The organism is Streptomyces sp. IBSNAI002, from assembly GCF_052244475.1.
Classification (GTDB): Bacteria; Actinomycetota; Actinomycetes; order Streptomycetales; family Streptomycetaceae; genus Streptomyces.
In genome coordinates, this window is record NZ_JBQPXG010000002.1 from 5,206,056 (window position 1) to 5,232,253 (window position 26,198).

General features: G+C 71.8%; 29 protein-coding genes. 15 read left to right on the plus strand and 14 right to left on the minus strand.

The features are described 5' to 3' along the window. The first annotated feature begins 37 nt into the window (after positions 1–37). The 5 genes from tsaB (at position 38) to ACTVZO_RS25310 (ending at position 3,302) form a co-directional block, all read left to right on the plus strand. The gene (gene tsaB, locus ACTVZO_RS25290; RefSeq protein ID WP_443300533.1) at positions 38–715 is read left to right on the plus strand and encodes a tRNA (adenosine(37)-N6)-threonylcarbamoyltransferase complex dimerization subunit type 1 TsaB; all 678 of its coding nucleotides are present in this window, start codon (positions 38–40) and stop codon (positions 713–715) included. Between the two features lie 29 nt (positions 716–744). Continuing rightward, positions 745–1,224, plus strand: a complete 480-nt coding sequence (rimI, locus tag ACTVZO_RS25295; RefSeq protein ID WP_443303261.1) for a ribosomal protein S18-alanine N-acetyltransferase — start codon at positions 745–747, stop codon at positions 1,222–1,224. Continuing rightward, a complete protein-coding gene (gene tsaD, locus ACTVZO_RS25300) occupies positions 1,217–2,353 on the plus strand; it encodes a tRNA (adenosine(37)-N6)-threonylcarbamoyltransferase complex transferase subunit TsaD (protein WP_443300534.1) in 1,137 nt (378 codons plus the stop codon). Before rimI ends, tsaD begins: the two co-directional genes overlap by 8 nt. Beyond that, positions 2,350–2,616 (plus strand): hypothetical protein, encoded by a 267-nt coding sequence (locus ACTVZO_RS25305; RefSeq protein ID WP_443300535.1) that lies wholly within the window; start codon positions 2,350–2,352, stop codon positions 2,614–2,616. The genes tsaD and ACTVZO_RS25305 overlap by 4 nt, the downstream gene beginning before the upstream one ends. Before the next feature lie 65 nt (positions 2,617–2,681). Beyond that, positions 2,682–3,302, plus strand: coding sequence for a hypothetical protein (locus ACTVZO_RS25310; RefSeq protein WP_443300536.1), 621 nt, complete (start codon positions 2,682–2,684; stop codon positions 3,300–3,302). On the opposite strand, the gene ACTVZO_RS25315 is transcribed toward ACTVZO_RS25310, so the two are convergent. Next, complete coding sequence (locus ACTVZO_RS25315; RefSeq protein ID WP_443300537.1) at positions 3,297–4,475, minus strand: class I SAM-dependent methyltransferase; 1,179 nt, start codon at positions 4,473–4,475, stop codon at positions 3,297–3,299. The two genes, ACTVZO_RS25310 and ACTVZO_RS25315, sit on opposite strands and share 6 nt — an antisense overlap. Before the next feature lie 218 nt (positions 4,476–4,693). On the opposite strand from ACTVZO_RS25315, the gene ACTVZO_RS25320 reads away from it, so the two are divergent. After that, entirely contained in the window at positions 4,694–5,566 is an 873-nt protein-coding gene (locus ACTVZO_RS25320) for a polysaccharide deacetylase family protein (RefSeq protein WP_443300538.1), read from the plus strand. Further along, entirely contained in the window at positions 5,563–6,435 is an 873-nt protein-coding gene (locus ACTVZO_RS25325; RefSeq protein ID WP_443300539.1) for a polysaccharide deacetylase family protein, read from the plus strand. The genes ACTVZO_RS25320 and ACTVZO_RS25325 overlap by 4 nt, the downstream gene beginning before the upstream one ends. On the opposite strand, the gene ACTVZO_RS25330 is transcribed toward ACTVZO_RS25325, so the two are convergent. Next, positions 6,426–6,554 carry a hypothetical protein gene (locus tag ACTVZO_RS25330; protein WP_443300540.1) on the minus strand — a complete coding sequence of 43 codons (129 nt, stop codon included), beginning with the start codon at positions 6,552–6,554 and terminating at the stop codon, positions 6,426–6,428. The genes ACTVZO_RS25325 and ACTVZO_RS25330 overlap by 10 nt on opposite strands. Before the next feature lie 46 nt (positions 6,555–6,600). On the opposite strand from ACTVZO_RS25330, the gene ACTVZO_RS25335 reads away from it, so the two are divergent. After that, on the plus strand, positions 6,601–7,359 hold the full coding sequence (locus ACTVZO_RS25335; RefSeq protein WP_443300541.1) for a GntR family transcriptional regulator: 759 nt from the start codon (positions 6,601–6,603) through the stop codon (positions 7,357–7,359). Positions 7,360–7,369: 10 nt separating this feature from the next. Here the strand turns inward: ACTVZO_RS25335 and ACTVZO_RS25340 are convergent, their stop codons facing one another. Genes ACTVZO_RS25340 through ACTVZO_RS25365 form a run of 6 tightly spaced genes read right to left on the minus strand, consistent with a single transcriptional unit; the run spans position 7,370 to position 13,253 of the window. Continuing rightward, positions 7,370–8,788, minus strand: coding sequence for an FtsW/RodA/SpoVE family cell cycle protein (locus ACTVZO_RS25340; protein ID WP_443300542.1), 1,419 nt, complete (start codon positions 8,786–8,788; stop codon positions 7,370–7,372). Continuing rightward, complete coding sequence (locus ACTVZO_RS25345; protein WP_443300543.1) at positions 8,776–10,014, minus strand: LCP family protein; 1,239 nt, start codon at positions 10,012–10,014, stop codon at positions 8,776–8,778. Before ACTVZO_RS25345 ends, ACTVZO_RS25340 begins: the two co-directional genes overlap by 13 nt. Positions 10,015–10,072: 58 nt before the next feature. Then, a complete protein-coding gene (locus tag ACTVZO_RS25350) occupies positions 10,073–11,470 on the minus strand; it encodes a sensor histidine kinase (protein WP_443300544.1) in 1,398 nt (465 codons plus the stop codon). Further along, entirely contained in the window at positions 11,463–12,143 is a 681-nt protein-coding gene (locus ACTVZO_RS25355; protein ID WP_443300545.1) for a response regulator transcription factor, read from the minus strand. Before ACTVZO_RS25355 ends, ACTVZO_RS25350 begins: the two co-directional genes overlap by 8 nt. A gap of 23 nt (positions 12,144–12,166) precedes the next feature. Then, entirely contained in the window at positions 12,167–12,604 is a 438-nt protein-coding gene (locus tag ACTVZO_RS25360) for a hypothetical protein (protein WP_443300546.1), read from the minus strand. A gap of 49 nt (positions 12,605–12,653) precedes the next feature. Further along, positions 12,654–13,253, minus strand: a complete 600-nt coding sequence (locus tag ACTVZO_RS25365; RefSeq protein ID WP_443300547.1) for a hypothetical protein — start codon at positions 13,251–13,253, stop codon at positions 12,654–12,656. 256 nt (positions 13,254–13,509) lie between these two features. On the opposite strand from ACTVZO_RS25365, the gene groES reads away from it, so the two are divergent. Both groES and groL read left to right on the plus strand, forming a co-directional pair. Further along, positions 13,510–13,818 carry a co-chaperone GroES gene (gene groES, locus ACTVZO_RS25370; protein WP_007265952.1) on the plus strand — a complete coding sequence of 103 codons (309 nt, stop codon included), beginning with the start codon at positions 13,510–13,512 and terminating at the stop codon, positions 13,816–13,818. A gap of 133 nt (positions 13,819–13,951) precedes the next feature. Beyond that, complete coding sequence (gene groL, locus ACTVZO_RS25375) at positions 13,952–15,580, plus strand: chaperonin GroEL (RefSeq protein ID WP_443300548.1); 1,629 nt, start codon at positions 13,952–13,954, stop codon at positions 15,578–15,580. A 65-nt stretch (positions 15,581–15,645) separates the two neighbouring features. Here groL and ACTVZO_RS25380 read toward each other — a convergent pair whose 3' ends face one another. The 3 genes from ACTVZO_RS25380 to ACTVZO_RS25390 form a co-directional block, all read right to left on the minus strand. Beyond that, on the minus strand, positions 15,646–16,335 hold the full coding sequence (locus ACTVZO_RS25380) for an ester cyclase (protein ID WP_443300549.1): 690 nt from the start codon (positions 16,333–16,335) through the stop codon (positions 15,646–15,648). Positions 16,336–16,436: 101 nt separating this feature from the next. Further along, positions 16,437–17,210, minus strand: coding sequence for an SDR family NAD(P)-dependent oxidoreductase (locus ACTVZO_RS25385; protein WP_443300550.1), 774 nt, complete (start codon positions 17,208–17,210; stop codon positions 16,437–16,439). Between the two features lie 31 nt (positions 17,211–17,241). Beyond that, positions 17,242–17,928 (minus strand): MOSC domain-containing protein, encoded by a 687-nt coding sequence (locus tag ACTVZO_RS25390; protein WP_443303262.1) that lies wholly within the window; start codon positions 17,926–17,928, stop codon positions 17,242–17,244. Between the two features lie 88 nt (positions 17,929–18,016). Here ACTVZO_RS25390 and ACTVZO_RS25395 point away from each other — a divergent pair, with 88 nt between their 5' ends. Beyond that, positions 18,017–18,916 carry a LysR family transcriptional regulator gene (locus ACTVZO_RS25395; protein ID WP_384228621.1) on the plus strand — a complete coding sequence of 300 codons (900 nt, stop codon included), beginning with the start codon at positions 18,017–18,019 and terminating at the stop codon, positions 18,914–18,916. 117 nt (positions 18,917–19,033) lie between these two features. Here the strand turns inward: ACTVZO_RS25395 and ACTVZO_RS25400 are convergent, their stop codons facing one another. Next, positions 19,034–19,360, minus strand: coding sequence for a WhiB family transcriptional regulator (locus tag ACTVZO_RS25400; protein ID WP_069921560.1), 327 nt, complete (start codon positions 19,358–19,360; stop codon positions 19,034–19,036). A 389-nt stretch (positions 19,361–19,749) separates the two neighbouring features. Between ACTVZO_RS25400 and ACTVZO_RS25405 the strand changes: the two genes are divergently transcribed. The 4 genes from ACTVZO_RS25405 (at position 19,750) to ACTVZO_RS25420 (ending at position 24,196) form a co-directional block, all read left to right on the plus strand. Further along, positions 19,750–20,361, plus strand: coding sequence for a response regulator transcription factor (locus ACTVZO_RS25405; RefSeq protein WP_003948568.1), 612 nt, complete (start codon positions 19,750–19,752; stop codon positions 20,359–20,361). A 286-nt stretch (positions 20,362–20,647) separates the two neighbouring features. Next, positions 20,648–21,277, plus strand: a complete 630-nt coding sequence (locus ACTVZO_RS25410; RefSeq protein ID WP_266574431.1) for a sigma-70 family RNA polymerase sigma factor — start codon at positions 20,648–20,650, stop codon at positions 21,275–21,277. Between the two features lie 147 nt (positions 21,278–21,424). Next, the gene (gene guaB / locus ACTVZO_RS25415) at positions 21,425–22,924 is read left to right on the plus strand and encodes an IMP dehydrogenase (protein WP_443300551.1); all 1,500 of its coding nucleotides are present in this window, start codon (positions 21,425–21,427) and stop codon (positions 22,922–22,924) included. A gap of 147 nt (positions 22,925–23,071) precedes the next feature. Then, positions 23,072–24,196 carry a GuaB3 family IMP dehydrogenase-related protein gene (locus ACTVZO_RS25420; RefSeq protein WP_362582920.1) on the plus strand — a complete coding sequence of 375 codons (1,125 nt, stop codon included), beginning with the start codon at positions 23,072–23,074 and terminating at the stop codon, positions 24,194–24,196. Between the two features lie 76 nt (positions 24,197–24,272). Here the strand turns inward: ACTVZO_RS25420 and ACTVZO_RS25425 are convergent, their stop codons facing one another. Further along, positions 24,273–24,749, minus strand: coding sequence for a hypothetical protein (locus ACTVZO_RS25425; RefSeq protein WP_443300552.1), 477 nt, complete (start codon positions 24,747–24,749; stop codon positions 24,273–24,275). 116 nt (positions 24,750–24,865) lie between these two features. Then, positions 24,866–26,095, minus strand: coding sequence for a nucleotide sugar dehydrogenase (locus ACTVZO_RS25430; protein WP_443300553.1), 1,230 nt, complete (start codon positions 26,093–26,095; stop codon positions 24,866–24,868). Between the last annotated feature and the right edge of the window lie 103 nt (positions 26,096–26,198).

Here is a 26,198-nt window from a genome sequence, read left to right on the forward strand (position 1 = left end):
GCGAAGGCCGGGGGCTTCGGAGTCGTAGGCTGTTCGCGTGCTCTTGCTCGCTGTAGATACCGCCACGCCCGCCGTCACCGTCGCCCTGCACGACGGCGAGTCCGTCCTCGCCGAGTCGAACCAGGTCGACGCCCGCCGCCACGGGGAGCTGCTGCTGCCCTCCGTGGACAAGGTGCTCGCCGGGGCCGGGCTGAAGCTCGACGCCGTCACCGGCATCGTCGTCGGGGTCGGCCCCGGCCCCTACACCGGGCTGCGCGTCGGCCTCGTCACGGCCTCCACCTTCGCTTCCGTGCTGGGCGTGCCCGTGTACGGCCTGTGCACCCTCGACGGGCTCGCCTACGCCGCCGGGACCGCCGGGATCGAGGGCCCCTTCGTCGTCGCCACCGACGCACGGCGCAAGGAGGTCTACTGGGCGCGCTACGAGGACCCCCGCACGCGGGCCGGCGAGCCCGCCGTGGACCGCCCGGCCGACATCGCCGGGCAGGTCGCCGGCCTTCCGGCGGTGGGCCAGGGCGCGCTGCTCTACCCCGAGGTCTTCCCCGACGCCCGCGGGCCCGAGCACCAGTCGGCCGCCGCGCTCGTCTCGCTGGCCGCGGAGCGCCTGGCGGCCGGGGCGGCCTTCGAGAACGCCGAGGGCACCCCGCCGGCCCCGCTCTACCTGCGCCGGCCCGACGCGCAGGTGCCCAAGAACTACAAGGTGGTCACCCCGAAGTGACGGCCGCCCCTGACGCCGTGCTCCGCGAGATGCGCTGGTGGGACATCGAGCCGGTGCTGGAGCTCGAGCACGAGCTGTTCCCCGACGACGCCTGGTCCGCGGCGATGTTCTGGTCCGAACTGGCCCACGCGCGCGGCCCGCAGGCCACCCGCAGGTACGTGGTCGCCGAGGACGGTTCGGGCCGGCTGGTGGGCTACGCCGGACTGGCCGCCGCCGGAGACCTGGCCGACGTACAGACCATCGCGGCCGCCCGCGACCAGTGGGGGACCGGACTCGGCGCCCGGCTCCTGACCGACCTGCTGCGCGCCGCGACCGCGTTCGAGTGCGCCGAGGTGCTGCTGGAGGTGCGTGTGGACAACGCCCGCGCCCAGAAGCTCTACGAGCGCTTCGGATTCGAGCCCATCGGATTCCGCCGCGGCTACTACCAGCCCGGCAACGTCGACGCGCTCGTCATGCGACTGACCGACCCCGCACAAGCACGAACTGAGAGCAGTGAGAGCAATGGCTGACGAACCTCTCGTCCTCGGCATCGAGACCTCCTGCGACGAGACCGGCGTCGGCATCGTCCGCGGGACCACCCTGCTCGCGGACGCGATCGCTTCGAGCGTCGACGAGCACGCGCGCTTCGGCGGCGTCGTGCCCGAGGTGGCCTCGCGCGCCCACCTGGAGGCGATGGTCCCCACCATCGAACGCGCCCTGAAGGAGGCCGGGGTCAGCGCCCGCGACCTCGACGGCGTCGCGGTCACCGCCGGACCGGGCCTCGCGGGTGCGCTGCTGGTGGGCACCTCGGCGGCCAAGGCGTACGCCTACGCCCTGGGCAAGCCGCTCTACGGCGTGAACCACCTGGCCTCGCACATCTGCGTGGACCAGCTGGAGCACGGCCCGCTGCCGGAGCCGACCATGGCGCTGCTGGTGTCGGGCGGGCACTCCTCGCTGCTGCTGGCCCCCGACATCACCTCCGACGTACGGCCGCTCGGCGCGACCATCGACGACGCGGCCGGCGAGGCCTTCGACAAGATCGCCCGCGTGCTCCAGCTGGGCTTCCCCGGCGGTCCGGTCATCGACCGGCTCGCACGGGAGGGCGACCCGAAGGCGATCAACTTCCCGCGCGGGCTGACCGGGCCGCGCGACGCCCCGTACGACTTCTCCTTCTCCGGGCTGAAGACGGCCGTCGCCCGCTGGATCGAGGCGAAGCGGCACGCGGGCGAGGAGGTGCCGGTGCGCGATGTCGCGGCGTCCTTCCAGGAGGCCGTGGTGGACGTGCTGACGCGCAAGGCGATCCGGGCGTGCAAGGACGAGGGCGTCGACCACCTGATGATCGGCGGCGGGGTGGCGGCCAACTCGCGGCTGCGCTCGCTGGCGCAGGAGCGGTGCGACGCGGCGGGGATCGTCCTGCGCGTGCCGCGGCCGAAGCTGTGCACCGACAACGGTGCGATGGTGGCGGCGCTGGGCGCCGAGATGGTCAAGCGGAACCGGGCCGCCTCGGACTGGGACCTGTCGGCGGACTCCTCGCTGCCGGTGACGGACCCGCACGTGCCCGGGGTCCAGGGGCACGCGCACGGACACACCCACGGTCACGGCCACGCGCACGATCACGACCACGTGCACGAGCTGAGCAAGGACAACCTCTACTCATGAGCACCGTCGCGCTGATGTGGGAGGCCCGGGCCGCCGACGGCCGGGGCAACGAACTGCTGGAGTGGGCCCGCGCCCAGGTCCTGGCCCGGGAGCCGGTGCGCCGCGAGGTGTTCCGGGCCCCGCAGGACCGGGTGCTGGTGATCACCTGGTGGGAGGCGGCCGAGGGGATCTCCGCGGAGCTGCCCGAACTGCCGGAGCCCGCCGCCGACTTGATCACGCGGGCCGTGCACCGCTGGCGTTTCGAGTCGGTCGAGGCCGGCTAGGGCCCGTCTGCCGGATCGCTCCGGCCGGCCGGTCCGGGCCGGCCGGCGCCGTTATGGTCTTGCGCATGTCTCGCCGTGACCTGCCGCCCCCGCCGCCGCCCGCGCACCTGCGCGACTGGCTGGACGAGGCCGCCGTACGGGCCGACCGCGCACGGTTCCTGAGCGATCTGGGGCGGCGCAGCCTGGGCGTGGGGCGGCTGCTGCGCCTGTGGGCCGTCGCGGCGGTGTGCGTGCTCGGCTGGTGCTTCGTCGGCATGGCCTGGATGGCCTTCGAGCAGCACGACCCCTTCGGCTACGTCCACGGCCTCGTCCTCGCCGCCCTCGGAGCGGGCGTGCTGGTCCCGGCCGGGTTCTGGTGCGTCCGGGGCGCCCGGCGCGAGCGGCAGGTGCGCCGGCTGCTCCAGGCCTGGGCGGAGTCGGGCCGGGACCCGGTGGCCGACGCCCGCGTACGGGCGCCCGGGCGGAGCCTGACCTGGCTGGTGGCCTCGGTCGCCCTGGGCGCGTTCGGGCTGTGGGTGGCCTTCGCCGCCGCGGCCCCGGCCGACCCGGTCCGTACGACCTACGGCGAGACCGCGTACCTCATGGGCATCGGCCAGATCCTGTGGGTCACCGGCCTGCTGGGCCTCGCCAAGGCGGCCGCCCACCAGCGCTGGGCGGTCCGGGCCTTGCGCGCACCCGCGTCATAGCTCGCGGACCGGCGACCCGATCAGCATGGACGGGGCGCCCGCGACGCGGGTCAGGAACACCGTCGCCGAGTTCGGGCCCTGCGGCTTCACCTTCTTGCGGAGCTCCTCTGGCTCGACGGCCGAGCCGCGCTTCTTCACGGTCAGGACGCCCACACCGCGCTCCCGCAGCAGCGCCTTCAGCTTCTTCAGCCCGAAGGGCAGGACGTCGGTGATCTCGTACGCCGTCGCGTACGGGGTCGCGCGCAGCTCGTCGGCGGTGATGTACGCGATCGTCGGGTCGATCAGCCGGCCGCCCAGCTGTTCGGCGACCTCGGCCACGAGGTGCGCGCGGATCACGGCGCCGTCGGGCTCGTAGAGCCAGCGGCCGACCGGGCCCGCCTCCGGGTCGGGCAGCGGATCGGCGGTGTGCAGGGCGCGCGGCCCGGGCAGCAGGGTGGCGCGCACGGTCCCCGGCGAGGTCCCGAACCAGAGCACGGCCTCCTTGACGTCCCCCTGGTCGGAGATCCACTCGGCCTCGGCCTCCGCCGGGACCGCCTCGTGCGGGATCCCGGGGGCGATCTTGATCGCGGCGCACTTCGCGCCACGGGCCGTCTGCACGGCCCAGGACAGCGGCGGCGAGTAGGACTCCGGGTCGAAGATCCGGCCGCGCCCGCCGCGCCGGGCCGGGTCGACGAAGACGGCGTCGTAGCCGGCCGTGTCCACCTCCGTCACGTCCGCCTCGCGGACCTCGATCAGGTCCGCCAGCCCCAGCGCCTCGGCGTTGGCCCGGGCCACGGCGACGGTCAGCGGGTCGTGATCGACGGCGAGCACCCGGATGCCGAGCCGCGCCAGGGCGAGGGCGTCCCCGCCGATGCCGCAGCACAGGTCGGCGAGGCTGCGCACGCCGAGGCGGGCCAGCCGTTCGGCGCGGTACGAGGCCACGGAGGCGCGGGTCGCCATCTCGCCGCCGCCCGGCGTGAAGTACATCCGGAACGCGTCCTCGGCGCCGAACTTCACCACCGCGCGCTGGCGCAGCCGGGCCTGCCCGAGCGCGGCGGAGACCAGTCCGGCGGGGTGCTCGCGGCGCAGCCGGGTGGCGAGGGCCAGCTCCTGGGCGGGGTCGTGGTCGCGGAGCGAGTCGAGGAGGGCGCGCCCCTCGGGGGTGAGGAGGGCGGCGAAGTCTTCGGGGGTCACGTGTCCATTGTCGGCGACGGAAGGGCGGCGCACGGGGGCGGGCTGGGGCGGGCGGGGGTGTGGGCCAGTCGGTGGAAGGTGGGGCTCCGCTCGCGGTGTCTTCCCGGGAGCCCGCGTGTCGGGTGCCAGGATGCGCAGCTATGCAGCTAGTCGGACAAAAGGAAGATAAGACGCAACAGGGTCACCGGTACGCGGCGGGTCCGCACGGCCGGTTCGGGGTGGCCGTGGCCGCCCTGCTGGTAGCCGCCCTCGGCACGGCGTGCGGCTCCGGGGAGTCCGAGGCGCCGGACAGGGCCGAGAAGGCGAAGGCGGCCAAGGGTGCGGAGGCGGGCGCGGCGGGCGCGCTCAGCGCCGCCGAGAAGGCCAAGGCGGCCCAGCAGGCGCGCATCGTGGCGGCCAAGAAGTGGCGGCTGGCCAAGCCCCCGCTCACCGCCCCGCCGGCGCCGAAGGAGAAGCCCGAGATCACCACGCGCGACGGCTTCGAGGTGGAGGACCAGGAGGAGTACCCGCCGGTCTTCACCACCGTCGACACGGAGGAGAAGGTCGTCTTCCTGACGGTCGACGACGGCGCGGAGAAGGACCCCGAGTTCCTGAAGATGATGCAGGAGCTGAAGATCCCGTACACGGCCTTCCTCAGCGACTACATCGTCAAGGACGACTACCCGTACTTCAAGGCGATGCAGAGCGCCGGCGTCACCCTGAACAACCACACGCTCAACCACCGGTACATGCCCGGCCTCTCGTACGAGCAGCAGCGCGAGGAGATCTGCGGCCAGCAGGACACGATCCAGAAGCAGTTCGGCAAGCGCCCCACCCTCTTCCGCCCGCCGTACGGCAACTACAACCAGGACACGCTGCGGGCGGCGAAGAGCTGCGGGATCAAGGCGGTGCCACTATGGAATGCGGAGGCCTTCCCGAACCGGATGGAGTACCGCGAGTGGGACCGCGACCTGCACCCCGGCGACATCATCCTGACCCACTTCCGGGGCAAGGAAGACTGGAAGGGCACCATGCCTGACATGATCCGTCACGTCATGAAGACCGTCACGGACAAGGGGTACGCCGTGGCTCGCCTGGAGGACTATCTGTGAAGTACGCGCGCCGGTTGGTAGCCGGATCGCTGGCGGCCGGCGCGCTGGCGCTGTCCCTCACGGGGTGCGGGGACGGTGCGGCCCCCACCGAGCGGCTGGGGCCCAGGGCGAAGGCGACGCAGGGGGCCTCGGACGCTCCCGCGTCGCCGTCCGCGTCGGCCTCGGCCCCCGCGGCGGACGAGGCGTACCGCAAGTGGGGCCTGACGGGCCCCCTCGAGTACGCGCCCAAGCCCGCCCAGAAGCCGCAGGTCCCGAAGGCGGGGCCCGGCAAGGTGCCGGTGATAGACCGAATACCCGTCGCGCCGGACGACAAGGTCGTCTTCCTGACCTTCGACGACGGCGCGGAGAAGGACCCCGAGTTCCTGAAGATGGCGGCCGACCTGAAGCTGCCGATCAGCATGTTCCTGACGGACAGCGTGGCCTCGTCGGACTACGGGCACTTCGAGAAGCTCCGCGACAACGGCTCCGGCAGCACGGTGAACAACCACACCCTGACGCACCCGAACCTGCGGACCCTCTCCTACGAGGCGCAGAAGCAGCAGATATGCGGCCAGCAGGACCGCCTGGAGAAACGCTTCGGCCAGCGCCCGCCGCTCTTCCGGCCGCCTTTCGGCAACTACAACGACGACACCCTCCGGGCCGCCTCGGAGTGCGGGGTCTCGTCCCTGGTGCTGTGGCGGGTCTCGATGCAGATCAACAATTTCCAGTACGCCGAGGGCTCCGCCCTCAAACCGGGCGACATCATCCTGGCCCACTTCCGCGGCCCGGCCGAACTCAAGGGCTCGACGGAAACCCAGATGACCACGCGCATGCTCCAGCGCATCCAGGAACAGGGCTACCGGATAGGCCGCCTGGAGGACTACCTGTAACCACCCCCGCGCGCGGGCCCGGGGTCCCGGCCTTCGGCGGCCTCGATGTTGCCGACCGCGGTGGTGAACTCCCGCCCGCAGGCACCGCGGACGGCCGCAGCCGGTGCGTGCGGGGGCATGCCCCTGGCCCTAGGGTGTCCGGAGGGGCGAAGGAGTGATCGGTTCATGACCAGCCAGGGCGGCGCCCGTCAGCCGAAGTACCAGCGGATCGCGGACGCGCTGAAGTCGGCCATCCAGGCGGGCGAGTACGGTCCCGGTGACCGTCTGCCCGGTGAGAACGACCTCATGGCCACCTACGAGGTCGCACGGATGACCGCACGCCAGGCCCTCGCCGTGCTCCAGAACGAAGGCCTCGCGGAGGCGCGGAAGGGTGCCGGCGTCTTCGTCCGGACCTTCAGGCCCCTGCGGCGGCGTGGCATCCAGCGGCTGGCGCAGGAGCAGTGGGGCTCGGGCCGGTCCATCTGGTCCGCCGATACCGAAGGCCGCGAACTCGTCGTCGACCAGATCGAGGTACGCGAGGAGACGGCGGGCGATCGCGTCGCCGACGCCCTCGGAGTGCCGCCCGGCGCGCCGGTCTGGGTGCGCACCCGCCGTTTCGTGCTCGACGGCAAGCCGGTGCTGTTCGCGACCTCGCACCTCCCCTCCGACGTCGTCGCCGCGTCCGCGATCACCCAGCTCGACTCCGGCCCCGGCGGGACGTACGCCCGCCTGGCCGAACTGGGCCACGAGCCGGTCCACTTCCGGGAGGAGATCCGCTCCCGGATGCCGTCGGCGGCCGAGGCCGAACGCCTCTCGCTTGCGCTGGGCACCCCCGTCATCCAGATCATCCGCACCGCGTTCACCGAAGGCGGGCGGGCCGTGGAAGTCAACGAGATGACCCTCGACTCCGCGTCCTACGTCCTGGAGTACGACTTCGACGCCTGACCCCTCGTGGTCAGTCGGCTCCCGCGCGGGTGAAAGCCGCCGTCACCACCGGGGTGATCGTCGTTTCCGCCGGGCCGCGGGCGTCCGCCTCGCGTTGGCGTTCCGCGCTGTCGCTGATGCGCAGGAGCAGGGCGATCATGATCCAGTTGGCCAGGAGGGACGAGCCGCCCTTCGCCAGGAACGGCAGGGCCTTGCCCGTCAGGGGGATCAGGCCCGTCACGCCGCCCGCGACCACGAAGACCTGGAGGGCCAGCGCCGAGGCGAGGCCCACCGCCAGCAGCTTGCCGAAGGGGTCGCGGGCGCCGAGCGCCATCCGCAGCCCGCGCTGCACGAGGAGCGCGTACAGGATCAGGACCGCCATCACCCCGGCCAGCCCGAGTTCCTCGCCGACCGTGGTGAGGATGAAGTCGCTCCGGCCCGCGAACTTGATCAGCTCCGGGTGCCCCATGCCGAGACCCGTCCCGGAGATCCCGCCGGTGCCGAAGCTGAACAGCGCCTGCGCGGACTGGTCCGAGGTGACCCCCGGCGGCGGGTGCTCCCAGTAGTACGACAGCGGGTTGAGCCACGCCGCCACGCGCGCCTTGACGTGCGGTTCCGTCGAGCCCACCGCGAAAGCGCCCACCGCCGCCATGAGCAGGCCGCACACGATCCAGCTGGTGCGCTCGGTGGCCACGTACAGCATCACCACGAAGACGCCGAAGAAGATCAGCGAGGTGCCGAGGTCGCGTTCGAAGACCAGCACCAGCATCGAGACGATCCACACCGTGATGATCGGTCCCAGCTGCCGCATCGGGGGCAGCCGCACGCCGAGGAACTTGCGGCCCGTCAGGGCCAGCGAGTCCCGGTGGATGACCAGATAGCCCGCGAAGAAGATCGCGATCATGATCTTCACGAACTCGCCCGGCTGAAGGGAGAAGCCGAAGAGGACGATCCACCGCTTCGCGCCGTACGTGTCCGCACCGAAGAAGGCGGGCGCGATCAGCAGCACCAGCGCGACGGCCATCGTGATGTAGATGAACCGCTGGAGCAGCCGGTGGTCGCGCAGCAGAGCGACCACCAGGATGCAGGCGGCGACGCCGATCACCGTCCACATCAGCTGGTCCGGGGCGTTCGCCGCCGATTTGTAGCGCTCGATGTACCCCTGATCGAGGCGGTGGATCAGCACCAGCCCCAACCCGGTCAGCAGCATGGCCAGCGGGAAGATCAGCGGGTCCGCGTACGCCGCGAACCGGCGGATGCCCAGGTGCCCGACCAGCGACAGCAGCGTCATGCTGATCGTGAAGCCGGTCAGGTTCGGCGGCAGCGCGCCGTTCATGGCGAGGCCGGCGTTGGCATGGCCGAAAACGGCGATCACGACGACGAAGACCAGCAGCAGCGCCTCGGTACGGCGGCGCGCGCCCGCCGACGTCAGGGGTTTCAGTCCACGCACGGGATGCCGCCACCGTCCGTGGAGCCGGACGCGGACGTGGGGGCGGGCGACTCGGATGAGGCCGGGGGCGAGCTGGGGCGTCCGGACGGAGCAGACGGGGCGGCCGGGGCTGAAGCGGCGCCCGGTGCGTCGCTCGGGCTCGGGCTCGGCGAGGCCTTCGGCCCGATCTGCTCGGCAATGAGGCGCTTTATCTTCATATCATCTACGACGTTGATGTCCTCCCCATGGTTCCTTCCGAACCCCTCGATGGGGAGTGTCGTGAATTGCACCTTCCCGCCGGACAGGTTCTTCGCCTGCTTCACGAACGACAGCAGATCCCACCCCTCGTCCGTCACCACGTCCTGCTTCGCGGCGTCGATCAGCTTCATCAGCTTGACCGGGTCGGTGAAGGTCCCGGCCGAGTTCAGCTTCTTCGTCGCGCCCGCGAGGAAGGCCTGCTGCCTCTTCGTCCGGTCCAGGTCACCCCTGGCCAGGCCGTGCCGCTGGCGTACGAAGGCGAGCGACTGCTGTCCGTTCAGGGTCTGCGGGCCCGCCGGGAAGTCGGCGCCGGAGTACCGGTCCTTCACCGGCTTGTTCAGGCACACCGGTACCCCGCCCAGCGCGTCCGCGAGGTGGTAGAAACCGGCCAGATTCAGCTCGGCGAAGTGATCGATCGGGACCCCCAGGAAGTTCCGCACCGTCTCGATCTCCGCCTTGCGCCCCGCCTCCCGGCCCTCGCGCTCCAGCTGCCGGCGATCACCGACCCCCTGCGCGACGAGCTGCTCCTGCCGCTTCTCCTTCGCGAACCCGTAGGCCTTCTTGATCTTGTCCTTGCCGTGGCCGGGTATGTCGACGAAGTCGTCGCGCGGTATCGAGAAGGCCTTCGCCGGGCTGCCGTCGCCGGGTACGTGGAGCAGGATCAGGGTGTTCGCGTTGTAGCCGCCGATGTCCGAACTGCCGGCGTGCAGTTTGTCCAGCACGTCGTCCGGCAGGTCCTCGCCGTTCTGGTCCTTGCGGCTGTCCAGGCCCATGAGCAGGACGTTCACATCGCCGTACTTCGACTTCTCCGCGCCCTCCAGGGCCTTGGAGCTGCCGATGCTGGAGGCCAGGTCCCGGTAGAGGTACCAGGCGCCGCCGCCCGCCATGACCGCCAGCGCGCAGCCGGTGATCAGCAGGGTGCGGCCGAGCCGCCGCCGGCGGGAGAGGCGGTGGCCTGTGGCAGTCGTCTTCCTCCGGTGCGCGCTCATGCCTGTCGATGGTGGGGGAAGGACGCTGAAAGAATCCTGAGAGCCGCGGGCGCCGCCGCTAACGGCACGGGATGCGCAGCACCAGCCGCGCGCCCCCGCCGGGCCCGGGTGCCGGCAGCGCCCGTACGTCGCCCCCGTGCGCCCGCGCGATCTCCCGGGCGATGGCCAGGCCGAGCCCCGTCCCGCCGCTGGCCCGGCCGCGGTCCGCGTCCAGGCGTACGAACCGCTCGAACACCCGGTCCCGGTCCGCCTCCGGGATCCCCGGACCGTCGTCCGTGACCTCCAGCACCGCCCAGGTGCGTCCGCCCGCCGTGTCCGCCGCCGCCCGCACCACCACCTCGGCGCGGGCGTACCGCAGGGCGTTGTCCACGAGGTTGGCCAGCGCCCGCTCCAGCCGCGCCGGGTCGCCGGCGGCCGGTACGGGCGCCCGCGCGTCCAGCCGCAGCGCCACCCGGGGGCCGCCCCGGCGCGCCACGTCCTCCGCGGCCAGCAGCGCCAGGTCGACCGGCTCGCTCCGCGGCCCGGGCCCGCCGTCGAGGCGGGCCAGCAGCAGCAGGTCCGCCGCGATCCGCTGGAGCCGCTCGGTGTCGGCCAGCGCGGCCGCCACCGACTCCCGGTCGGGGCGGTCCATGGCCAGTGCCACCTCCAGCCGGGAGCGGACGGCGGCCAGTGGATTGCGCAGCTCGTGCGAGGCGTCCGCGGTGAACTGCCGCTGCCGGGCGTCGGCGCGCTCCAGCCGGTCCAGGGTGCCGTTGACGGTCCGGGCCAGCTGCGCGATCTCGTCCGCCCCGCCCGGGTCCGGCACCCGCCGGTCCAGCTCGCTCGCGGTGACCGCTTCCAGCTCGTTGCGGATGGCGGTCACCGGGCGCAGCGCGAGCCCGGTCACCCACCAGGCCAGGCCCGCGGCGAAGGCGATCAGCGGGGGCGCGCCCGCCAGCAGCCCGACGGCGACGGCCCCGGTCGCGTCGTCGACGTCGCCCAGCACGGTCACGGCGTACACGGTGTGCGGGTCGTGCGCGCCCGGCGGACCGGCCGCCTCCACCGCGACCGCCACGCGCCGCTCCCCGCCGGGGCGCGCGGGCGGCAGCACGGCCGACCGGGAGTCCTCCCCCGACCCGCCGCCCGAACCCCCGCCCGAACCGCCCCCGGGCCCCAGCCCGCCGAGGTCCGGGACGTCCGCCGGATCGCCGCTGGTCGCCACCGTGCGCCCCTGGGCGTCCCGTACGAGGACCAGGTCCACGCCGCGTTCGGGCGCGGGCAGCCGCCCGCCGGGCGGCAGGGTCCGGCTGTCGACCTGGGCGGCGACCTTGCGGGCGGCGAGCTCGGTCCGCCCGGTGGTGTTGTCGAGCAGGTTGGCCCGCAGCAGGGCGTACAGCCACAGCCCGCCGGTGGCCAGCACGGCGGCCATCGCGAGGGCCGCGGCCATCGCCGTACGCGCGCGGACGGTGCTAGCCACCGTCCGGGGCCATCCGGTAGCCGGTCCCGTGCACGGTGAGGATCGAGCGGCGGCCGAACGGCGCGTCGATCTTCCTGCGCAGCGAGGAGACGTACACCTCGACGATGTTCGGGTCGATGCCGTGCGGGGTGTCCCAGACCTCGTCGAGGATGTCCTGCTTGGCGACGGCCCGCCCGGGCTGCTCCATCAGACAGGCCAGTACGCCCAGTTCGCGGGCGGTGAGCTCGATGTCGTGGGAGCCGCGGCGGCAGCGGCGGCCCTGCGGGTCGAGGAAGAGGTCGCCGGCCTGGAGGGTGCTGCGGTCCGGGCCGCCCGCGCGGCGGGCCAGTGCCCGGATCCGGGCGGCGAGGACGACGAAGGAGAACGGCTTGGTGAGGTAGTCGTCGGCCCCCGAGTCCAGGCCCTCGGCCTCGTCGTACTCGCCGTCCCGGGCGGTCAGCATCAGCACCGGGGTGGTGTCGCCGTGGGCGCGCATGCGGGTGCAGATCTCGTAGCCGCTCATGCCCGGGAGCATCAGGTCGAGGAGGACCACGTCGTACGGGCCGCCCGCGAGGGCGAGGTCCAGGCCGCGGTGGCCGTCGTGCGCGACCTCGACCAGGTGGCCGTCGGCGGACAGGCCGCGCCGCAGGGATTCGGCGAGGCCCTCTTCGTCTTCGACCACGAGGATGCGCACGGCCCAAGCGTTACATATCGGGCTCAGCCGCCCGGGCACTCGCTGCTGTCGCCGCCGCTGCGGCACACGTGGCCCGAGCCCGTGGACGCGGGGTCCGGGCCGGTCTCCTGCGGGGACGCCGCCCGGTACGAGGTGATCACCATCATCAGCAGCGTCCCGATGACCAGGGCGAAGATCGCACTGTGCACGGCAGCCGAGAACCACGCGCGCCGCCAGGCGAAACCGAAGGCGGTCCCGGCGCACACGAAGCACATGGCGCCGAGGAACACGTACGCCTCGACGGTGAGCGGAATCCCCTGCCAGTGGGAGCCCTCGGGCGCGAAGGGCATGATCAGGCCGAACGCCGCGAGGGAGGCCCACAGGACCCCCGCGACCAGCACCGAGGCCACCAGTGTGCCGGTGAAGATGGCCAGCACGATGTCCGCCGTCCAGTGGAGGGGCCGCCGCGACTGTGTCGTCATGGCGCGCAGTATCGCGCCGGGACGGGGCCGGGCGCCTGAGTACGGGTACTCACCGCGCGCTCCGCGCCTGCCCGGCCGAGGCGCCGGCCGCGGCCCCGGGCACCCCCTCCGCCCCGGGCACCCCCTCCGCCCCGGGCACCTCCTCCGCCCCCGATGCCCCCTCCGCCCCGGGCACCTCCTCCGCCCCCGATGCCCCCTCCGCCCCGGGCGCCCGCTCCCGCCTCCGCGCCAGCGCGTCCCGGGAGGCCGCGCCCACGGCCCACACCGGGAACACGAGGGAGAGCACCCCCACCGCCCCCGGCCCCAGCCAGACCAGGACGCCGGGCTGCACGGCCGTGCCGGCGGACGGCCCGAGGACGAAGGCGGTCCGCGGCCCGTCCGGCCGGGAGTCGAAACTGGTGTCGACCTCGACCCGCGGGATCGTGAACGATCCGTCGCCGGCCGCGAACGACCCCTCGCACATCCAGTGTTCGTCCCCGTCCGAGTCCTGTTCCGCCACGCACCGCGAGGCGAGGAAGGTGCCCTCCACCCCGGCCGCCTGGGCCGCCAGCCGCGGTACGGAGCCCGACAGCATGTAGATCCCGGCCGCCAGGCCGACGGCGATCGGTACGAGGTGGCGCGGACGCACGCCGGAGTTTGTCCTGGTCATGGCGGGAGAGTAATGAGATCGAACGCCCGTGCGCCGGGTTTTCGCCGGTTCCGGGGGCCCCGCCGCGCAACGCGCACCGTCGAGAATTGGCACTCCGCTTGACCGAGTGCTAATCGCCGGAATAGTGTCGCACCTGGCACTCGCCACCGGTGAGTGCCAACACAGCGACAGGCAGGTCCGGCACCCGCGACGACGGATCGACCTGGTCGCCACCTCAGACAGTTAACCCCGGATCTCCGAAGGGGGAGGTCGGATCGTGACGACCGCCAGCTCCAAGGTTGCCATCAAGCCGCTCGAGGACCGCATTGTGGTCCAGCCGCTCGACGCCGAGCAGACCACGGCCTCCGGCCTGGTCATCCCGGACACCGCGAAGGAGAAGCCCCAGGAGGGCGTCGTCCTCGCCGTGGGCCCGGGCCGTTTCGAGGACGGCCAGCGTCTCCCGCTGGACGTCAACGTCGGCGACATCGTGCTGTACAGCAAGTACGGCGGCACCGAAGTGAAGTACAGCGGCGAGGAGTACCTCGTCCTCTCGGCTCGCGACGTGCTCGCGATCGTCGAGAAGTAATTCGCTTCAAGTTTTTGTTTGAGCTGCGCCCCTGGTCACCCTGCTGATGCCGGGCGGCGAGGGGCGTAGTTCGTTCCAGGCGGTGGCGGTCGCGGTGAGCGGCCGATCGCAACGAGAGGACTGAACCGCTCCCATGCCGAAGATTCTGAAGTTCGACGAGGACGCCCGTCGCGCCCTCGAGCGCGGCGTCAACAAGCTTGCCGACACGGTCAAGGTGACGATCGGCCCCAAGGGCCGCAACGTCGTCATCGACAAGAAGTTCGGCGCCCCCACCATCACCAACGACGGCGTCACCATCGCGCGCGAGGTCGAGCTGGACGACCCGTACGAGAACCTGGGCGCGCAGCTCGTGAAGGAGGTGGCGACCAAGACCAACGACATCGCGGGCGACGGCACCACCACCGCCACCGTGCTGGCCCAGGCGCTGGTCCGCGAGGGTCTGCGCAACGTCGCCGCGGGCGCGTCCCCGGCCGCCCTGAAGAAGGGCATCGACGCCGCGGTCAAGGCCGTGTCCGAGGACCTCCTCGCGACCGCCCGCCCGATCGAGGACAAGTCCGACATCGCCGCCGTGGCCGCGCTCTCCGCGCAGGACCAGCAGGTCGGCGAGCTCATCGCCGAGGCGATGGACAAGGTCGGCAAGGACGGTGTCATCACCGTCGAGGAGTCCAACGCCTTCGGCCTGGAGCTGGAGTTCACCGAGGGCATGGCCTTCGACAAGGGCTACCTCTCGCCGTACATGGTCTCCGACCAGGAGCGTATGGAGGCCGTCCTCGACGACCCGTACATCCTGATCAACCAGGGCAAGATCTCCTCCATCCAGGACCTCCTGCCGCTGCTCGAGAAGGTCATCCAGGCCGGCGCCTCGAAGCCGCTGCTGATCATCGCCGAGGACGTCGAGGGCGAGGCCCTGTCGACCCTGGTCGTCAACAAGATCCGCGGCACCTTCAACGCGGTGGCCGTCAAGGCCCCGGGCTTCGGTGACCGCCGCAAGGCGATGCTGCAGGACATGGCCACCCTCACCGGTGCCACCGTCATCGCCGAGGAGGTCGGCCTCAAGCTCGACCAGGCCGGTCTGGACGTACTGGGCTCCGCCCGCCGCGTCACGATCTCCAAGGACGACACGACCATCGTCGACGGTGGCGGCAGCCACGAGGAAGTCGTCGGCCGTGTCAACCAGATCAAGGCCGAGATCGAGTCCACGGACTCCGACTGGGACCGCGAGAAGCTGCAGGAGCGCCTGGCGAAGCTCGCCGGCGGCGTCTGCGTCATCAAGGTCGGCGCCGCCACCGAGGTGGAGCTCAAGGAGAAGAAGCACCGTCTCGAGGACGCCATCTCGGCGACCCGCGCCGCGGTCGAGGAGGGCATCGTCTCCGGCGGTGGCTCCGCGCTCGTCCACGCCGTAAAGGTCCTCGAGGGCAACCTCGGCCTGACCGGCGACGAGGCCACCGGTGTCGCGGTCGTGCGCCGCGCCGCCGTCGAGCCGCTGCGCTGGATCGCCGAGAACGCCGGCCTCGAGGGTTACGTCATCACCTCGAAGGTCGCCGAGCTCGAGAAGGGCCAGGGCTTCAACGCCGCCACCGGCGAGTACGGCGACCTGGTCAAGGCCGGCGTCATCGACCCGGTGAAGGTCACCCGCTCCGCGCTGGAGAACGCCGCTTCCATCGCCTCCCTGCTGCTCACGACCGAGACCCTGGTCGTCGAGAGGCCGGCCGAGGAAGAGGCCGACGCGGGCCACGGCCACGGTCACGGCCACAGCCACTGATCGAGCACCGCGCTCGGAAGGCCCCGTCCCGCATCCGCGGGGCGGGGCCTTCCCGTGTGTGCGGGCTAGATGGCGCCCAGCTGGCGCATCAGGCCCATGGCGTCCACGTGCCACCAGCCCTCCGCGATCATCCCGTCCTCGCAGCGGAACGTCGTGGTGCCGGTCATGGTGCACTTCTTGCCGGTCGGTGCGATGCCCCGGAACTCGCCCTTGTGGGTCCCGGCCCAGCTCCACACCGTGGTGACGTAGTCGCCCTCGGCCAGCTGCGCGTCCGTGGTGAAGCGGAAGTCGAACGCGTCGCGCCAGGCCGTGATGTCCTCGCGCACGGCGTCGCGGCCTGCGACGGAGACGTCCTTCATGGTGTCGTGGTCGATGTACCGGGCCGCGACCATCTCGTCGAGGACGTCGAGGTTCCCCTTCGTGATGCACTCGTCGAACATCCGGTTCACCATGTGCTTGTTGATGCTCTCGTCGCGGACCACGTCGAGGTTGGTGAAGGTCGGCATCCCCTCGCACAGGGCCACCATCTCCTGGAACATCGTGTCCGTCTCCGGGAGCTGAGAGTTCCTCATGGCCTCTTCGTACGAGGGGAATTCGACCACGTCCACGTAGTGGTTCTCGTTCTCGCGGTCCTTGCCCACGATGCTGTGGGTGACGGTGCGCTTGCCCTGGCTCTGCGAGACGTACCGGTCGAGCAGCTGGTTGAGGTCGTCCTGCCGACTGGTCTTGTAATCGATTATCTGTATGAATGTCATGGCGTCTCCCGGGCTGGATGGGACACGTCCATTTTAAGTAGATTTCACCCATTTGGCGGGTTTACCGGCGAGTTACCGGTCTGCGGGTCGCGGGTCGCCGCTCACTGGGGTCCGTACTTGCGGCCCGTCCGGGACGACACCCCGCCCAGCAGCCCGCGCGGCGTCAGCTTCACCACGCCCATCAGCGCCTTGTACCGCGGGTCGGGGATCGACACCGTCTTGCCGCGCGCCAGGTCCGCCAGGGCCGCGGCCACCAGCTTGTCGGCGTCGAGCCACATCCAGCCGGGGATGTTGTCGGTGCCCATGCCCGCGCGCTGGTGGAACTCGGTGCGCACGAAGCCGGGGCACAGGGCCATCAGCCGCACCCCGGAGCCCGCCAGGTCCCGCGCCGCGCCCTGGGTGAACTGCACGACCCAGGCCTTGCTCGCCCCGTAGGTGCCGCGCGGTACGAACGCCGCCACCGAGGCCACGTTGATCACGCCGCCGCGCCCGCGCGAGCGCATCGACCCGGTCGCCGCCGAGGTCAGCCGCAGCACCGCCTCGACGTGCACCTTGAGCATGGTGAGCTCGTCGGTCATGGAGACCTCGAGGTAGCGGCCCTTGTTGCCGAAGCCCGCGTTGTTGACCAGCAGGTCCACCGGGTGGGTGCGGTCGCCGAGCCGCAGCTCGACCGCCGCGATGCCCTCCTCCGTGGAGAGGTCGGCGGCCAGCACCTCGGCCTCGATGCCGTGCCGGTCGTGCAGCTCGGTGGCCTGCTCGCCCAGCCGCTCGGTGTCACGCGCCACCAGCACCAGGTTGTGGCCCTGGGCGGCGAGCCGCCGGGCGAAGGCGGCGCCGATGCCCGCCGTGGATCCCGTAATCAACGCAGTCGTCATAGGCGCAACCTAGCCGCCCCGGGTGACGGCGTTACCTCGCCCCGTCCCCGGCCCCGTACTTCTCCACGTACTGCCGCACCCGCTCGTGGGCCTCCGGCTCCATCGCCGCGCCCGCCGCCAGCGTGCGCGGCAGCAGGGCGCGCTCGGTGGTGAAGGCGCGGAACCACAGCTGCACCGTCACGTCGTGCTCCGGACGGTGGATGATCTCGATGCCGTCGCCGGGGGAGACCGAGCCCTCCTCGATCACCCGCAAGTACGCGCCCGGCCGTGCCTCCCGGGTGAACCGCTTGACCCAGCCGCTCTCGCCGAGGATCCCCTGGAAGGTCCGGCACGGGATGCGGGCCGAGGCCACTTCGAGGACCAGGTCCGCGCCCACCCGCCACCGGTCGCCGAGGCGCGCGGTGTTCAGGTCGATGCCGGAGGTGGTGAAGTTCTCGCCGAACGTCCCGGCCGGCAGCTCGCGGCCGAGCTCCGCCTCCCACAGGTCCAGGTCCTCGCGCGCGTACGCGTAGACGGCCTGGTGGTCGCCGCCGTGGTGGCGGCGGTTGCAGACGGCGTCGCCCTCGAGACCGCTGCCCAGGCCGGTGGCCTTGTCGCCGGGGGCGACGACGCGGACCGGTCCGGGGACCGGGCGCTTGCCGTGTCCGGTCAGCCCGCTTTCCGCGTCGGTGTAGTCGACGGCCGTGGCGCGGCCGAGGTTCACGGAGATCAGATGCATGGCGCCCATGAAAGCAAACTAGCCGAGCGGCCCCAAAGTGCCGAGTGGATATCCGCTCGACGGTCAAAGCAGGGCTTATGCTCGAGGGGTGATCGAGGCACGTCATCTCCGTGTTCTGCGCGCTGTTGCCGGGACCGGGTCCTTCTCCGCCGCCGCCCGCGAGCTCGGGTGCACCCAGCCGGCCGTCTCCCAGCAGATGAAGGCGCTGGAGCAGTCGGCCGGCACCCCGCTGCTCATCCGCACCGGCCGCGAGATGCGGCTGACCCAGGCCGGCGAGGCCCTGGTCCGGCACGCCGCGGGGATCCTGGCCGGGCTGACCGCCGCCGAGGAGGAGGTCGCGGCGATCGCCGGGCTGCGCGCGGGCCGGGTCCGGCTGGTGTCCTTCCCCAGCGGCAGCTCCACGCTGGTGCCCACCGCGCTCGCCGCGATGCGCGCCGAGCACCCGGGAACCCGCATCTCCCTGGTCGAGGCCGAACCGCCGCGCTCGGTGGAGATGCTGCGCGAGGGCGACTGCGACCTGGCGCTGGCCTTCCGCTACGGCGGGTCCGCCGGATCCGCGGCGGAGTGGGAGGACCTGGTGGTGCGCCCGCTGCTGACCGACCGGCTCGTCGGACTGGTCCCCGAGGGGCACCGGCTGGCCGGGGCGGAGCGCGTGGGCATGGCGGAGCTGGCGGACGAGCCGTGGATCGCGGGCTGTCCGCGCTGCCGCCGCCACCTGGTGGAGGTGTGCGAGTCCGCGGGCTTCACCCCGCGGATCGACTTCGCGACCGACGACTACCCGGCGGTCGTCGGCCTGGTGGGGGCGGGACTGGGCGTCGCCGTGCTGCCGGAGCTCGCGGTGGAGTCCGTACGGGCCAAGGGCGTCAGCACGGTGGCCGTGGAGCCGGCCGTGGAGCGGGAGGTCGTGGCGCTGACCCTGCCCGACCTGGCCCGGGTGCCGGCCGTCGCCGCGACCCTGGCCGAGCTGGAGCGGGCCGCCACGCGCTGACCGTACGTCTCTGGCGGGCACGTACGGCCGAACGCGTGACGTTTCGCCCCGGACCGCGGCGCGCCCGGTGGGCGCGACGGATCGAAGGAACGTTCCTTCGTGTGTTTGTTCGTCTGTTCAGTGGGGTGTGATCGGTCCGATCGCGCTGGAAGCGGGGATCAGGCGGTGGCGCGCGCGGCCCATCAGTTCCTCCCGCTCGTCCTCCGTCAGTCCTCCCCACACTCCGTAGGGCTCGCGGACGGCGAGCGCGTGCGCGGCACATTCCGCGCGGACCGGGCATCTCATGCAGACCTCTTTAGCCGAGGCCTCGCGCGCGCTCCTGGCCGCGCCCCGCTCGCCTTCCGGGTGGAAGAAGAGGGAGCTGTCGACCCCGCGGCAGGCGGCGAGCAGCTGCCAGTCCCAGAGGTCGGCGTTCGGTCCGGGGAGGCGGGAGAAATCTGCCATGGGTAGTCCTCTTGGTGCCGGTACTGAGGCGGATACGGTCCATGTCTCCAAGGGTCTCCACACCTACTGTCGGAGTAGATGTAAATATGACTCATTGGGAATCTAGCCTCAGACATGTGCCAAACGGAAGGAAAGCCGCCAAATAGGGCATAGCTCCAGATGGAGGACAGTTGCCTTGTGGCGTCCGTGTCGTGTTCGCTTCCTCACGTAGAGTGCCGAAGGTGTCCGTCCGACCCGTAACTCTTTCGAGTGACCATCGTTGAGAGTGCGAAGGCGGTTGAACCAATAAGTTCTCGGACAGGTGTCCGGGAGCATCGACCGCACAGGTGACGATACGTACCAGCCTGGAGGCTCAAGGTGACGCGCATCAGCAGCTGCGGAGGGCGGTCATGACATCCGTCCTCGTCTGCGACGACTCCCCGCTTGCCCGAGAGGCGCTCCGCCGCGCGGTTGCCACCGTGCCCGGCGTCGAGCGTGTGACGACGGCTGCCAACGGCGAGGAAGTCCTCCGCCGCTGGGGTGCCGACCGCTCCGACCTGATTCTGATGGATGTACGGATGCCCGGGCTGGGCGGTGTCGAGACGGTCCGCCGGCTGCTCTCGGCCGACCCCGGCGCCCGCATCATCATGCTGACGGTCGCCGAGGACCTGGACGGCGTGGCACTCGCGGTCGCCGCCGGCGCCCGGGGATACCTGCACAAGGACGCCTCGCGCGCCGAACTGCGGGCCACGGTCACCCAGGCCCTCGCCGACCCGACCTGGCGACTGGCCCCGCGCCGGCTCCGCTCGGCCGAGATGGGCGCCGCGCCCACGCTCACCGCGCGCGAGATCCAGGTGCTGGAGGGCATGAGCCACGGCCGGTCCAACGCGGAGATCGGGCGCGAGCTCTTCCTGTCCGAGGACACGGTCAAGACGCACGCCCGCAGGCTGTTCAAGAAGCTCGGCGCCTCGGACCGGGCGCACGCCGTCGCGCTCGGCTTCCGCTGGGGCCTGGTCCGCTGACCCTCGGGTCACGGCCCGGTCCGACGACCGTGAGCCCCGTCGTACCCGGTGCGCACCCGGGGATTGGCGGGGCACAATCCGGGGGACGTGTCGCTTCGTGCGCGATGCCGCATCCTTGAGGGTGTGCCGCATTCTTGGAAATGTGGGATCCCCGTCCTGGGGATCATTCGGCGAGCGGGAGGGGAGGGTGCAGACCATGAGTTCCGGCGCACCCGCTCATAACGCTTCGATGCACGAAACCGGCCGTGGTGCCACGGAACCTCCGGCGCCAAGGCACCATGGATTGATGCGTGACGACGAGGCCCTGGGGTCACCCGCGGCCACAGGCCCGACCGGCGCCGCCAAGGGCGGCAGTGCCGGAGCCGTCAGCGCGCTCGTACGCCGGGCGGTGGAGGGCGACGAGCAGGCCACGCACGACCTGCTCGCCTTCGTTCACCCGCTCGCGATCCGCTACTGCCGCACCCGGCTGTCGCGGCTCCCGGGTGATGCCCGCCACTTCGTGGAGGACCTGGCGCAGGAGGTCTGCGTCGCCGTCCTGATGGCCCTGCCGCGCTACCGGGACACCGGGCGGCCCTTCGAGGCCTTCGTCTTCGCCATCGCCGCGCACAAGGTCGCCGATCTGCAGCGGGCCGCCATGCGGCACCCCGGCAGCACGGCCGTCCCGTCCGACGAGATGCCGGAGCGGCCCGACGACTCGCTCGGCCCCGAGGAGCGGGCGCTGCTCAGCAGTGACGCGGCCTGGGCCAAGAAGCTCCTCGCCAATCTGCCGGAGAACCAGCGCGAGCTCCTCGTCCTGCGGGTGGCCGTCGGGCTGACCGCCGAGGAGACCGGACAGATGCTCGGGATGTCGCCGGGGGCGGTGCGGGTGGCCCAGCACCGTGCCCTCAGCCGGCTGCGCGCGCTCGCCGAGCAGTAGGAACCGTTGGAGGTCCCGCCGGGCGCCTCCGGCGGTTCATCGTAGGAACCGACGAAACTTCCGATCGGCCTGGCTCGTGGAATGAGACGCTGCGGGATCCCGTTAGCATGGACATCCGCGCTGAGCAAGACCATTTGGGAAGGTGTCATGACGACCGACGGAGTGCCCGACAAATTCGCCACGCTCGGACTGACCTACGACGACGTGCTGCTGCTGCCGGGCGCGTCGGACATGTCGCCTGACGCGATCGACACCTCCTCCCTCATCTCGCGCAACGTCCGGGTGAACGTCCCCCTGCTCTCCGCCGCCATGGACAAGGTCACCGAGGCCCGCATGGCCATCGCGATGGCCCGTCAGGGCGGCGTCGGCGTCCTGCACCGCAACCTCTCCATCGCCGACCAGGCCAACCAGGTCGACCTGGTCAAGCGCTCCGAGTCCGGCATGGTCACCGACCCGATCACGGTGCACCCCGACGCGACGCTGCGCGAGGCCGACGAGCTCTGCGCGAAGTTCCGGATCTCCGGCGTCCCGGTCACCGACCCGGCGGGCAAGCTGCTCGGCATCGTCACCAACCGCGACATGGCCTTCGAGTCGGACCGCAGCCGCCAGGTGCGCGAGGTCATGACCCCGATGCCGCTGGTCACGGGCAAGGTCGGCATCTCCGGCGTCGACGCCATGGAGCTGCTGCGCCGCCACAAGATCGAGAAGCTTCCGCTGGTCGACGACTCGGGCATCCTCAAGGGCCTCATCACGGTCAAGGACTTCGTCAAGGCCGAGAAGTACCCGAACGCCGCCAAGGACAAGGACGGCCGCCTGCTGGTCGGCGCGGCCGTCGGCGTCGCCGGTGACGCGTACGACCGCGCCCAGGCGCTGATCGAGGCGGGCGCCGACTTCATCGTCGTCGACACCGCGCACGGCCACTCCCGCCTGGTCGGCGACATGGTCGCCAAGATCAAGTCGAACTCCGGCGTCGACGTCATCGGCGGCAACGTCGCCACCCGCGACGGCGCCCAGGCACTGATCGACGCCGGCTGCGACGGCATCAAGGTCGGCGTCGGCCCCGGCTCCATCTGCACCACCCGTGTCGTCGCCGGCATCGGCGTCCCGCAGGTCACCGCGATCTACGAGGCCTCCCTCGCCGCCAAGGCCGCGGGCGTCCCGGTGATCGGCGACGGCGGCCTCCAGTACTCCGGCGACATCGCGAAGGCCCTGGTCGCGGGCGCCGACACGGTGATGCTCGGCTCGCTGCTCGCGGGCTGCGAGGAGTCCCCGGGCGAGCTGCTCTTCATCAACGGCAAGCAGTTCAAGTCGTACCGCGGCATGGGCTCGCTCGGCGCGATGCAGTCCCGCGGCGACCAGCGCTCCTTCTCCAAGGACCGCTACTTCCAGGAGGGCGTGGGCGGCGACGACAAGCTCATCCCCGAGGGCATCGAGGGCCAGGTGCCCTACCGCGGCCCGCTCTCCGCGGTCGTGCACCAGCTCGTCGGCGGTCTGCGCCAGTCGATGTTCTACGTCGGCGGCCGCACGGTTCCCGAGCTCCAGGACCGGGGCCGCTTCGTGCGGATCACCTCGGCGGGCCTCAAGGAGAGCCACCCGCACGACATCCAGATGACGGTCGAAGCACCGAACTACAGCCGCAAGGGCTGAAGCGCGTGAGGTGAGGGGCGGACCCGGCGGAGCAGCCGGGTCCGCCCCTTCGCCGTGTCCGCGTCGTCCGTACAGCGGTCACCGAAACGCAGTCCTCCGCCCGTCGGGGATACTGGACGGGCAGACCCAGAGGAAAGGCCACCACACGTGACTGAGATCGAGATCGGGCGCGGCAAGCGCGGCCGCAGGGCGTACGCGTTCGACGACATCGCCATCGTCCCGAGCCGGCGTACCCGGGACCCGAAGGAGGTCTCGATCGCCTGGCAGATCGACGCGTACCGCTTCGAGCTCCCCTTCCTGGCCGCCCCCATGGACTCGGTCGTCTCCCCGCAGACCGCGATCCGCATCGGTGAGCTCGGCGGCCTCGGCGTGCTGAACCTCGAAGGCCTGTGGACCCGGTACGAGGACCCGCAGCCGCTGCTCGACGAGATCACCGAGCTGGACGAGCAGGCCGCGACCCGCCGTCTCCAGGAGATCTACTCCGCCCCGATCCAGGCGGACCTGATCCGGCAGCGCATCAAGGAGGTGCGCGACTCGGGCGTCGTCACCGCCGCCGCGCTGTCCCCGCAGCGCACCGCCGAGTTCTCCAAGGCCGTCGTGGACGCGGGCGTGGACATCTTCGTGATCCGCGGCACCACCGTGTCCGCCGAGCACGTCTCGGGCGCCGCCGAGCCGCTGAACCTCAAGCAGTTCATCTACGAGCTCGACGTCCCGGTCATCGTGGGCGGCTGCGCCACCTACACCGCGGCCCTGCACCTGATGCGCACCGGCGCGGCGGGCGTCCTGGTCGGCTTCGGCGGCGGCGCCGCGCACACCACGCGCAACGTGCTCGGCATCCAGGTCCCGATGGCGACCGCCGTCGCGGACGTGGCCGCGGCCCGCCGCGACTACATGGACGAGTCCGGCGGCCGCTACGTGCACGTCATCGCCGACGGCGGCGTGGGCTGGTCGGGCGACATCCCGAAGGCCGTCGCCTGCGGCGCCGACGCCGTGATGATGGGTTCCCCGCTCGCCCGCGCGACGGACGCGCCGGGCAAGGGCAACCACTGGGGCATGGAGGCCGTCCACGAGGACGTGCCGCGCGGCAAGAAGGTCGACCTGGGCACGGTCGGCACCACCGAGGAGATCCTCACCGGCCCGTCGCACACCCCGGACGGCTCGATGAACATCTTCGGTGCGCTGCGCCGCTCGATGGCCACCACCGGCTACAGCGAGCTCAAGGAGTTCCAGCGGGTCGAGGTCACGGTCGCGGACTCGCAGCACAGCCGCTGACGGCTCCCGTACGTACGCCGGAGGGCCGGCACCCCGAGCGGGGTGCCGGCCCTCCGGCGTACGCGGTGGCGCGGGATCAGGCGCTGACCTTCTTGGCCGAGCCGAAGGCGACGAAGCCGCCGATCGCGAGGAAGAGGAAGGACATCGCGTCCATGCTCTCCTTCCAGATGTCGTTCAGGCCGCTGACGCCCGCCTCGCTGAGCACCTCGCCCACGCCGACCTTGCCGAAGTCGGCGAGCACGAGCGCGATGAAGAACAGCTGGCCGAGGTAGACGGCGCCGAGCGACAGGGCGGCGGCGACCACGGGCAGGACCGGGTTGCGTCCACCGATCTTGCCGGCGGCGAGGCCGACGAGGAGGCCGACACCGGCCGCGGCGTAGCCGATCTCGCGGTCGATGGCGTTCATGATGCCGCCGTAGGCGCCGGCCGCGACCAGGGCCGCGACGACGGCGGCGACGATGCCGAGAGCGAGGTTGCCGGTGCGGGCCGGGGCCGGGGCGGCCGGGGCCTCGGTGAAGGAGTCGGGCGCCGGCGGCTGGAAGTTCTGGCTCATTGGGAAATCCCCCCCAGGGATTCGGGCATGCGAACGCCCGGAGGGCGTAAGTGCGAGATAAGTGACGCCGCAGGCTAGCAGGCCGCACGGACATCCGGGTGGGGGAATTTCCCGGGTCAGAGCCGGTGGGCGGCGCCCGCCGGGCTGGCTCCGCGGGTGTCGAGGAGCAACTGGGCCTTCACCGCGAGGCCTTGCAGGTCGTAGGTGCGGTGGTGCTGGAGCAGGATCGTCAGATCCGCGTTCGCGGCGGCCTCGTACAGGGACTCGGCCCGGGGGACCGGCTGGTCCCTGACCCGCCAGCCCGTGATGAACGGGTCGTGGTAGCTGACGAGCGCCCCCAGGTCGAGCAGGCGGCTGGCGATCTCGCGCGCCGGGGAGCCCTCCTGGTCGGCGAGGTCGGGCTTGTAGGTGACGCCGAGGAGCAGGACGCGGGCGCCGCGGGCGGATTTGCCGTGTTCGTTCAGCAGGGTGGCGGACCGCTGGATGACGTACTGCGGCATCCGGTTGTTGATCTCCTGGGCCAGGCCGATCATGCGCAGGGGGTGGCCGGGGGTGCGGGTGGTGTGGGGGAGGTAGTTGGGGTCGAGGGGGACGCCGTGGCCGCCGACCCCGGGGCCGGGGCGGAACGCCTGGAAGCCGTACGGCTTGGTCTCGGCGCAGCGGATGACGTCCCACAGGTCGACGCCGAGGTCGTGGCAGAGCACGGCCATCTCGTTCATGAGGGCGATGTTGACGTGCCGGTAGTTGGTCTCCAGGAGCTGCACGGTCTCGGCTTCGCGCAGGCCGCGGGCCCGGACGACCTTCTCGGTGAGGCGGGCGTAGAAGGCGTGCGCGGACTCCGTGCAGGCGGGGGTGAGGCCGCCGATCACCTTGGGGGTGTTGGAGATGCCGTGCGTGCGGTTGCCCGGGTCGTGGCGGCTGGGGGAGTAGGCCAGGTGGAAGTCCCGGCCGGCCCGCAGTCCGGAGCCCGCCTCGAGGACCGGGCGCAGGTACTCCTCGGTGACGCCCGGGTGGACGGCCGATTCGAGGATCACGGTGGTGTGCGGGCGCAGGCGGGCGGCGAGCGCGTGGCCCGCCTCGGCGATGGCGGACAGGTCCAGTGCGCGGTCGGCGCCGAGCTGGGTGGGGGCGCAGATGACGGCGGTACGGACCCGGCCGAGCTCGGCGGGGTTGGTGGTGACCCGGAAGCCGGCCGCCGACATGCGGCGGATCTCGGCGGCGGTGAGGGTGGAGTCCGTGACCGGACCGCTGTCGTAGCCGACCGTCTCGATCCCGGCGGCCACGGCCGCCTGGGCGAGGGGGAGGCCGAGATGGCCGAGTCCGATGACGGCGAGGTCTGCGGGCATGGGGGTGCCGTCCCTTCCCTGACATGAGGGGGATGCGCGCGCAAGCCCTGTGGACGAGGAAGGCCCGGGGAAGCTGGCGCAATGTCAGACTAGGCGTATATAT

What these genes read in the sequence shown, in the direction of transcription:
- ACTVZO_RS25330 (WP_443300540.1), bottom strand. Translation starts at nt 6,554, where the DNA reads ATGCCCCCGCACGCACCGGCTGCGGCCGTCCGCGGTGCCTGCGGGCGG.
- ACTVZO_RS25365 (WP_443300547.1), bottom strand. Translation starts at nt 13,253, where the DNA reads ATGACCAGGACAAACTCCGGCGTGCGTCCGCGCCACCTCGTACCGATC.
- ACTVZO_RS25425 (WP_443300552.1), bottom strand. Translation starts at nt 24,749, where the DNA reads ATGAGCCAGAACTTCCAGCCGCCGGCGCCCGACTCCTTCACCGAGGCC.
- ACTVZO_RS25345 (WP_443300543.1), bottom strand. Translation starts at nt 10,014, where the DNA reads ATGAGCGCGCACCGGAGGAAGACGACTGCCACAGGCCACCGCCTCTCC.
- ACTVZO_RS25335 (WP_443300541.1), top strand. Translation starts at nt 6,601, where the DNA reads ATGACCAGCCAGGGCGGCGCCCGTCAGCCGAAGTACCAGCGGATCGCG.
- ACTVZO_RS25305 (WP_443300535.1), top strand. Translation starts at nt 2,350, where the DNA reads ATGAGCACCGTCGCGCTGATGTGGGAGGCCCGGGCCGCCGACGGCCGG.
- rimI (WP_443303261.1), top strand. Translation starts at nt 745, where the DNA reads ATGCGCTGGTGGGACATCGAGCCGGTGCTGGAGCTCGAGCACGAGCTG.
- ACTVZO_RS25385 (WP_443300550.1), bottom strand. Translation starts at nt 17,210, where the DNA reads ATGACGACTGCGTTGATTACGGGATCCACGGCGGGCATCGGCGCCGCC.
- tsaD (WP_443300534.1), top strand. Translation starts at nt 1,217, where the DNA reads ATGGCTGACGAACCTCTCGTCCTCGGCATCGAGACCTCCTGCGACGAG.
- ACTVZO_RS25310 (WP_443300536.1), top strand. Translation starts at nt 2,682, where the DNA reads ATGTCTCGCCGTGACCTGCCGCCCCCGCCGCCGCCCGCGCACCTGCGC.
- groL (WP_443300548.1), top strand. Translation starts at nt 13,952, where the DNA reads ATGCCGAAGATTCTGAAGTTCGACGAGGACGCCCGTCGCGCCCTCGAG.
- guaB (WP_443300551.1), top strand. Translation starts at nt 21,425, where the DNA reads ATGACGACCGACGGAGTGCCCGACAAATTCGCCACGCTCGGACTGACC.
- ACTVZO_RS25430 (WP_443300553.1), bottom strand. Translation starts at nt 26,095, where the DNA reads ATGCCCGCAGACCTCGCCGTCATCGGACTCGGCCATCTCGGCCTCCCC.
- ACTVZO_RS25410 (WP_266574431.1), top strand. Translation starts at nt 20,648, where the DNA reads ATGCGTGACGACGAGGCCCTGGGGTCACCCGCGGCCACAGGCCCGACC.
- ACTVZO_RS25390 (WP_443303262.1), bottom strand. Translation starts at nt 17,928, where the DNA reads ATGCATCTGATCTCCGTGAACCTCGGCCGCGCCACGGCCGTCGACTAC.
- ACTVZO_RS25360 (WP_443300546.1), bottom strand. Translation starts at nt 12,604, where the DNA reads ATGACGACACAGTCGCGGCGGCCCCTCCACTGGACGGCGGACATCGTG.
- ACTVZO_RS25380 (WP_443300549.1), bottom strand. Translation starts at nt 16,335, where the DNA reads ATGACATTCATACAGATAATCGATTACAAGACCAGTCGGCAGGACGAC.
- ACTVZO_RS25400 (WP_069921560.1), bottom strand. Translation starts at nt 19,360, where the DNA reads ATGGCAGATTTCTCCCGCCTCCCCGGACCGAACGCCGACCTCTGGGAC.
- ACTVZO_RS25405 (WP_003948568.1), top strand. Translation starts at nt 19,750, where the DNA reads ATGACATCCGTCCTCGTCTGCGACGACTCCCCGCTTGCCCGAGAGGCG.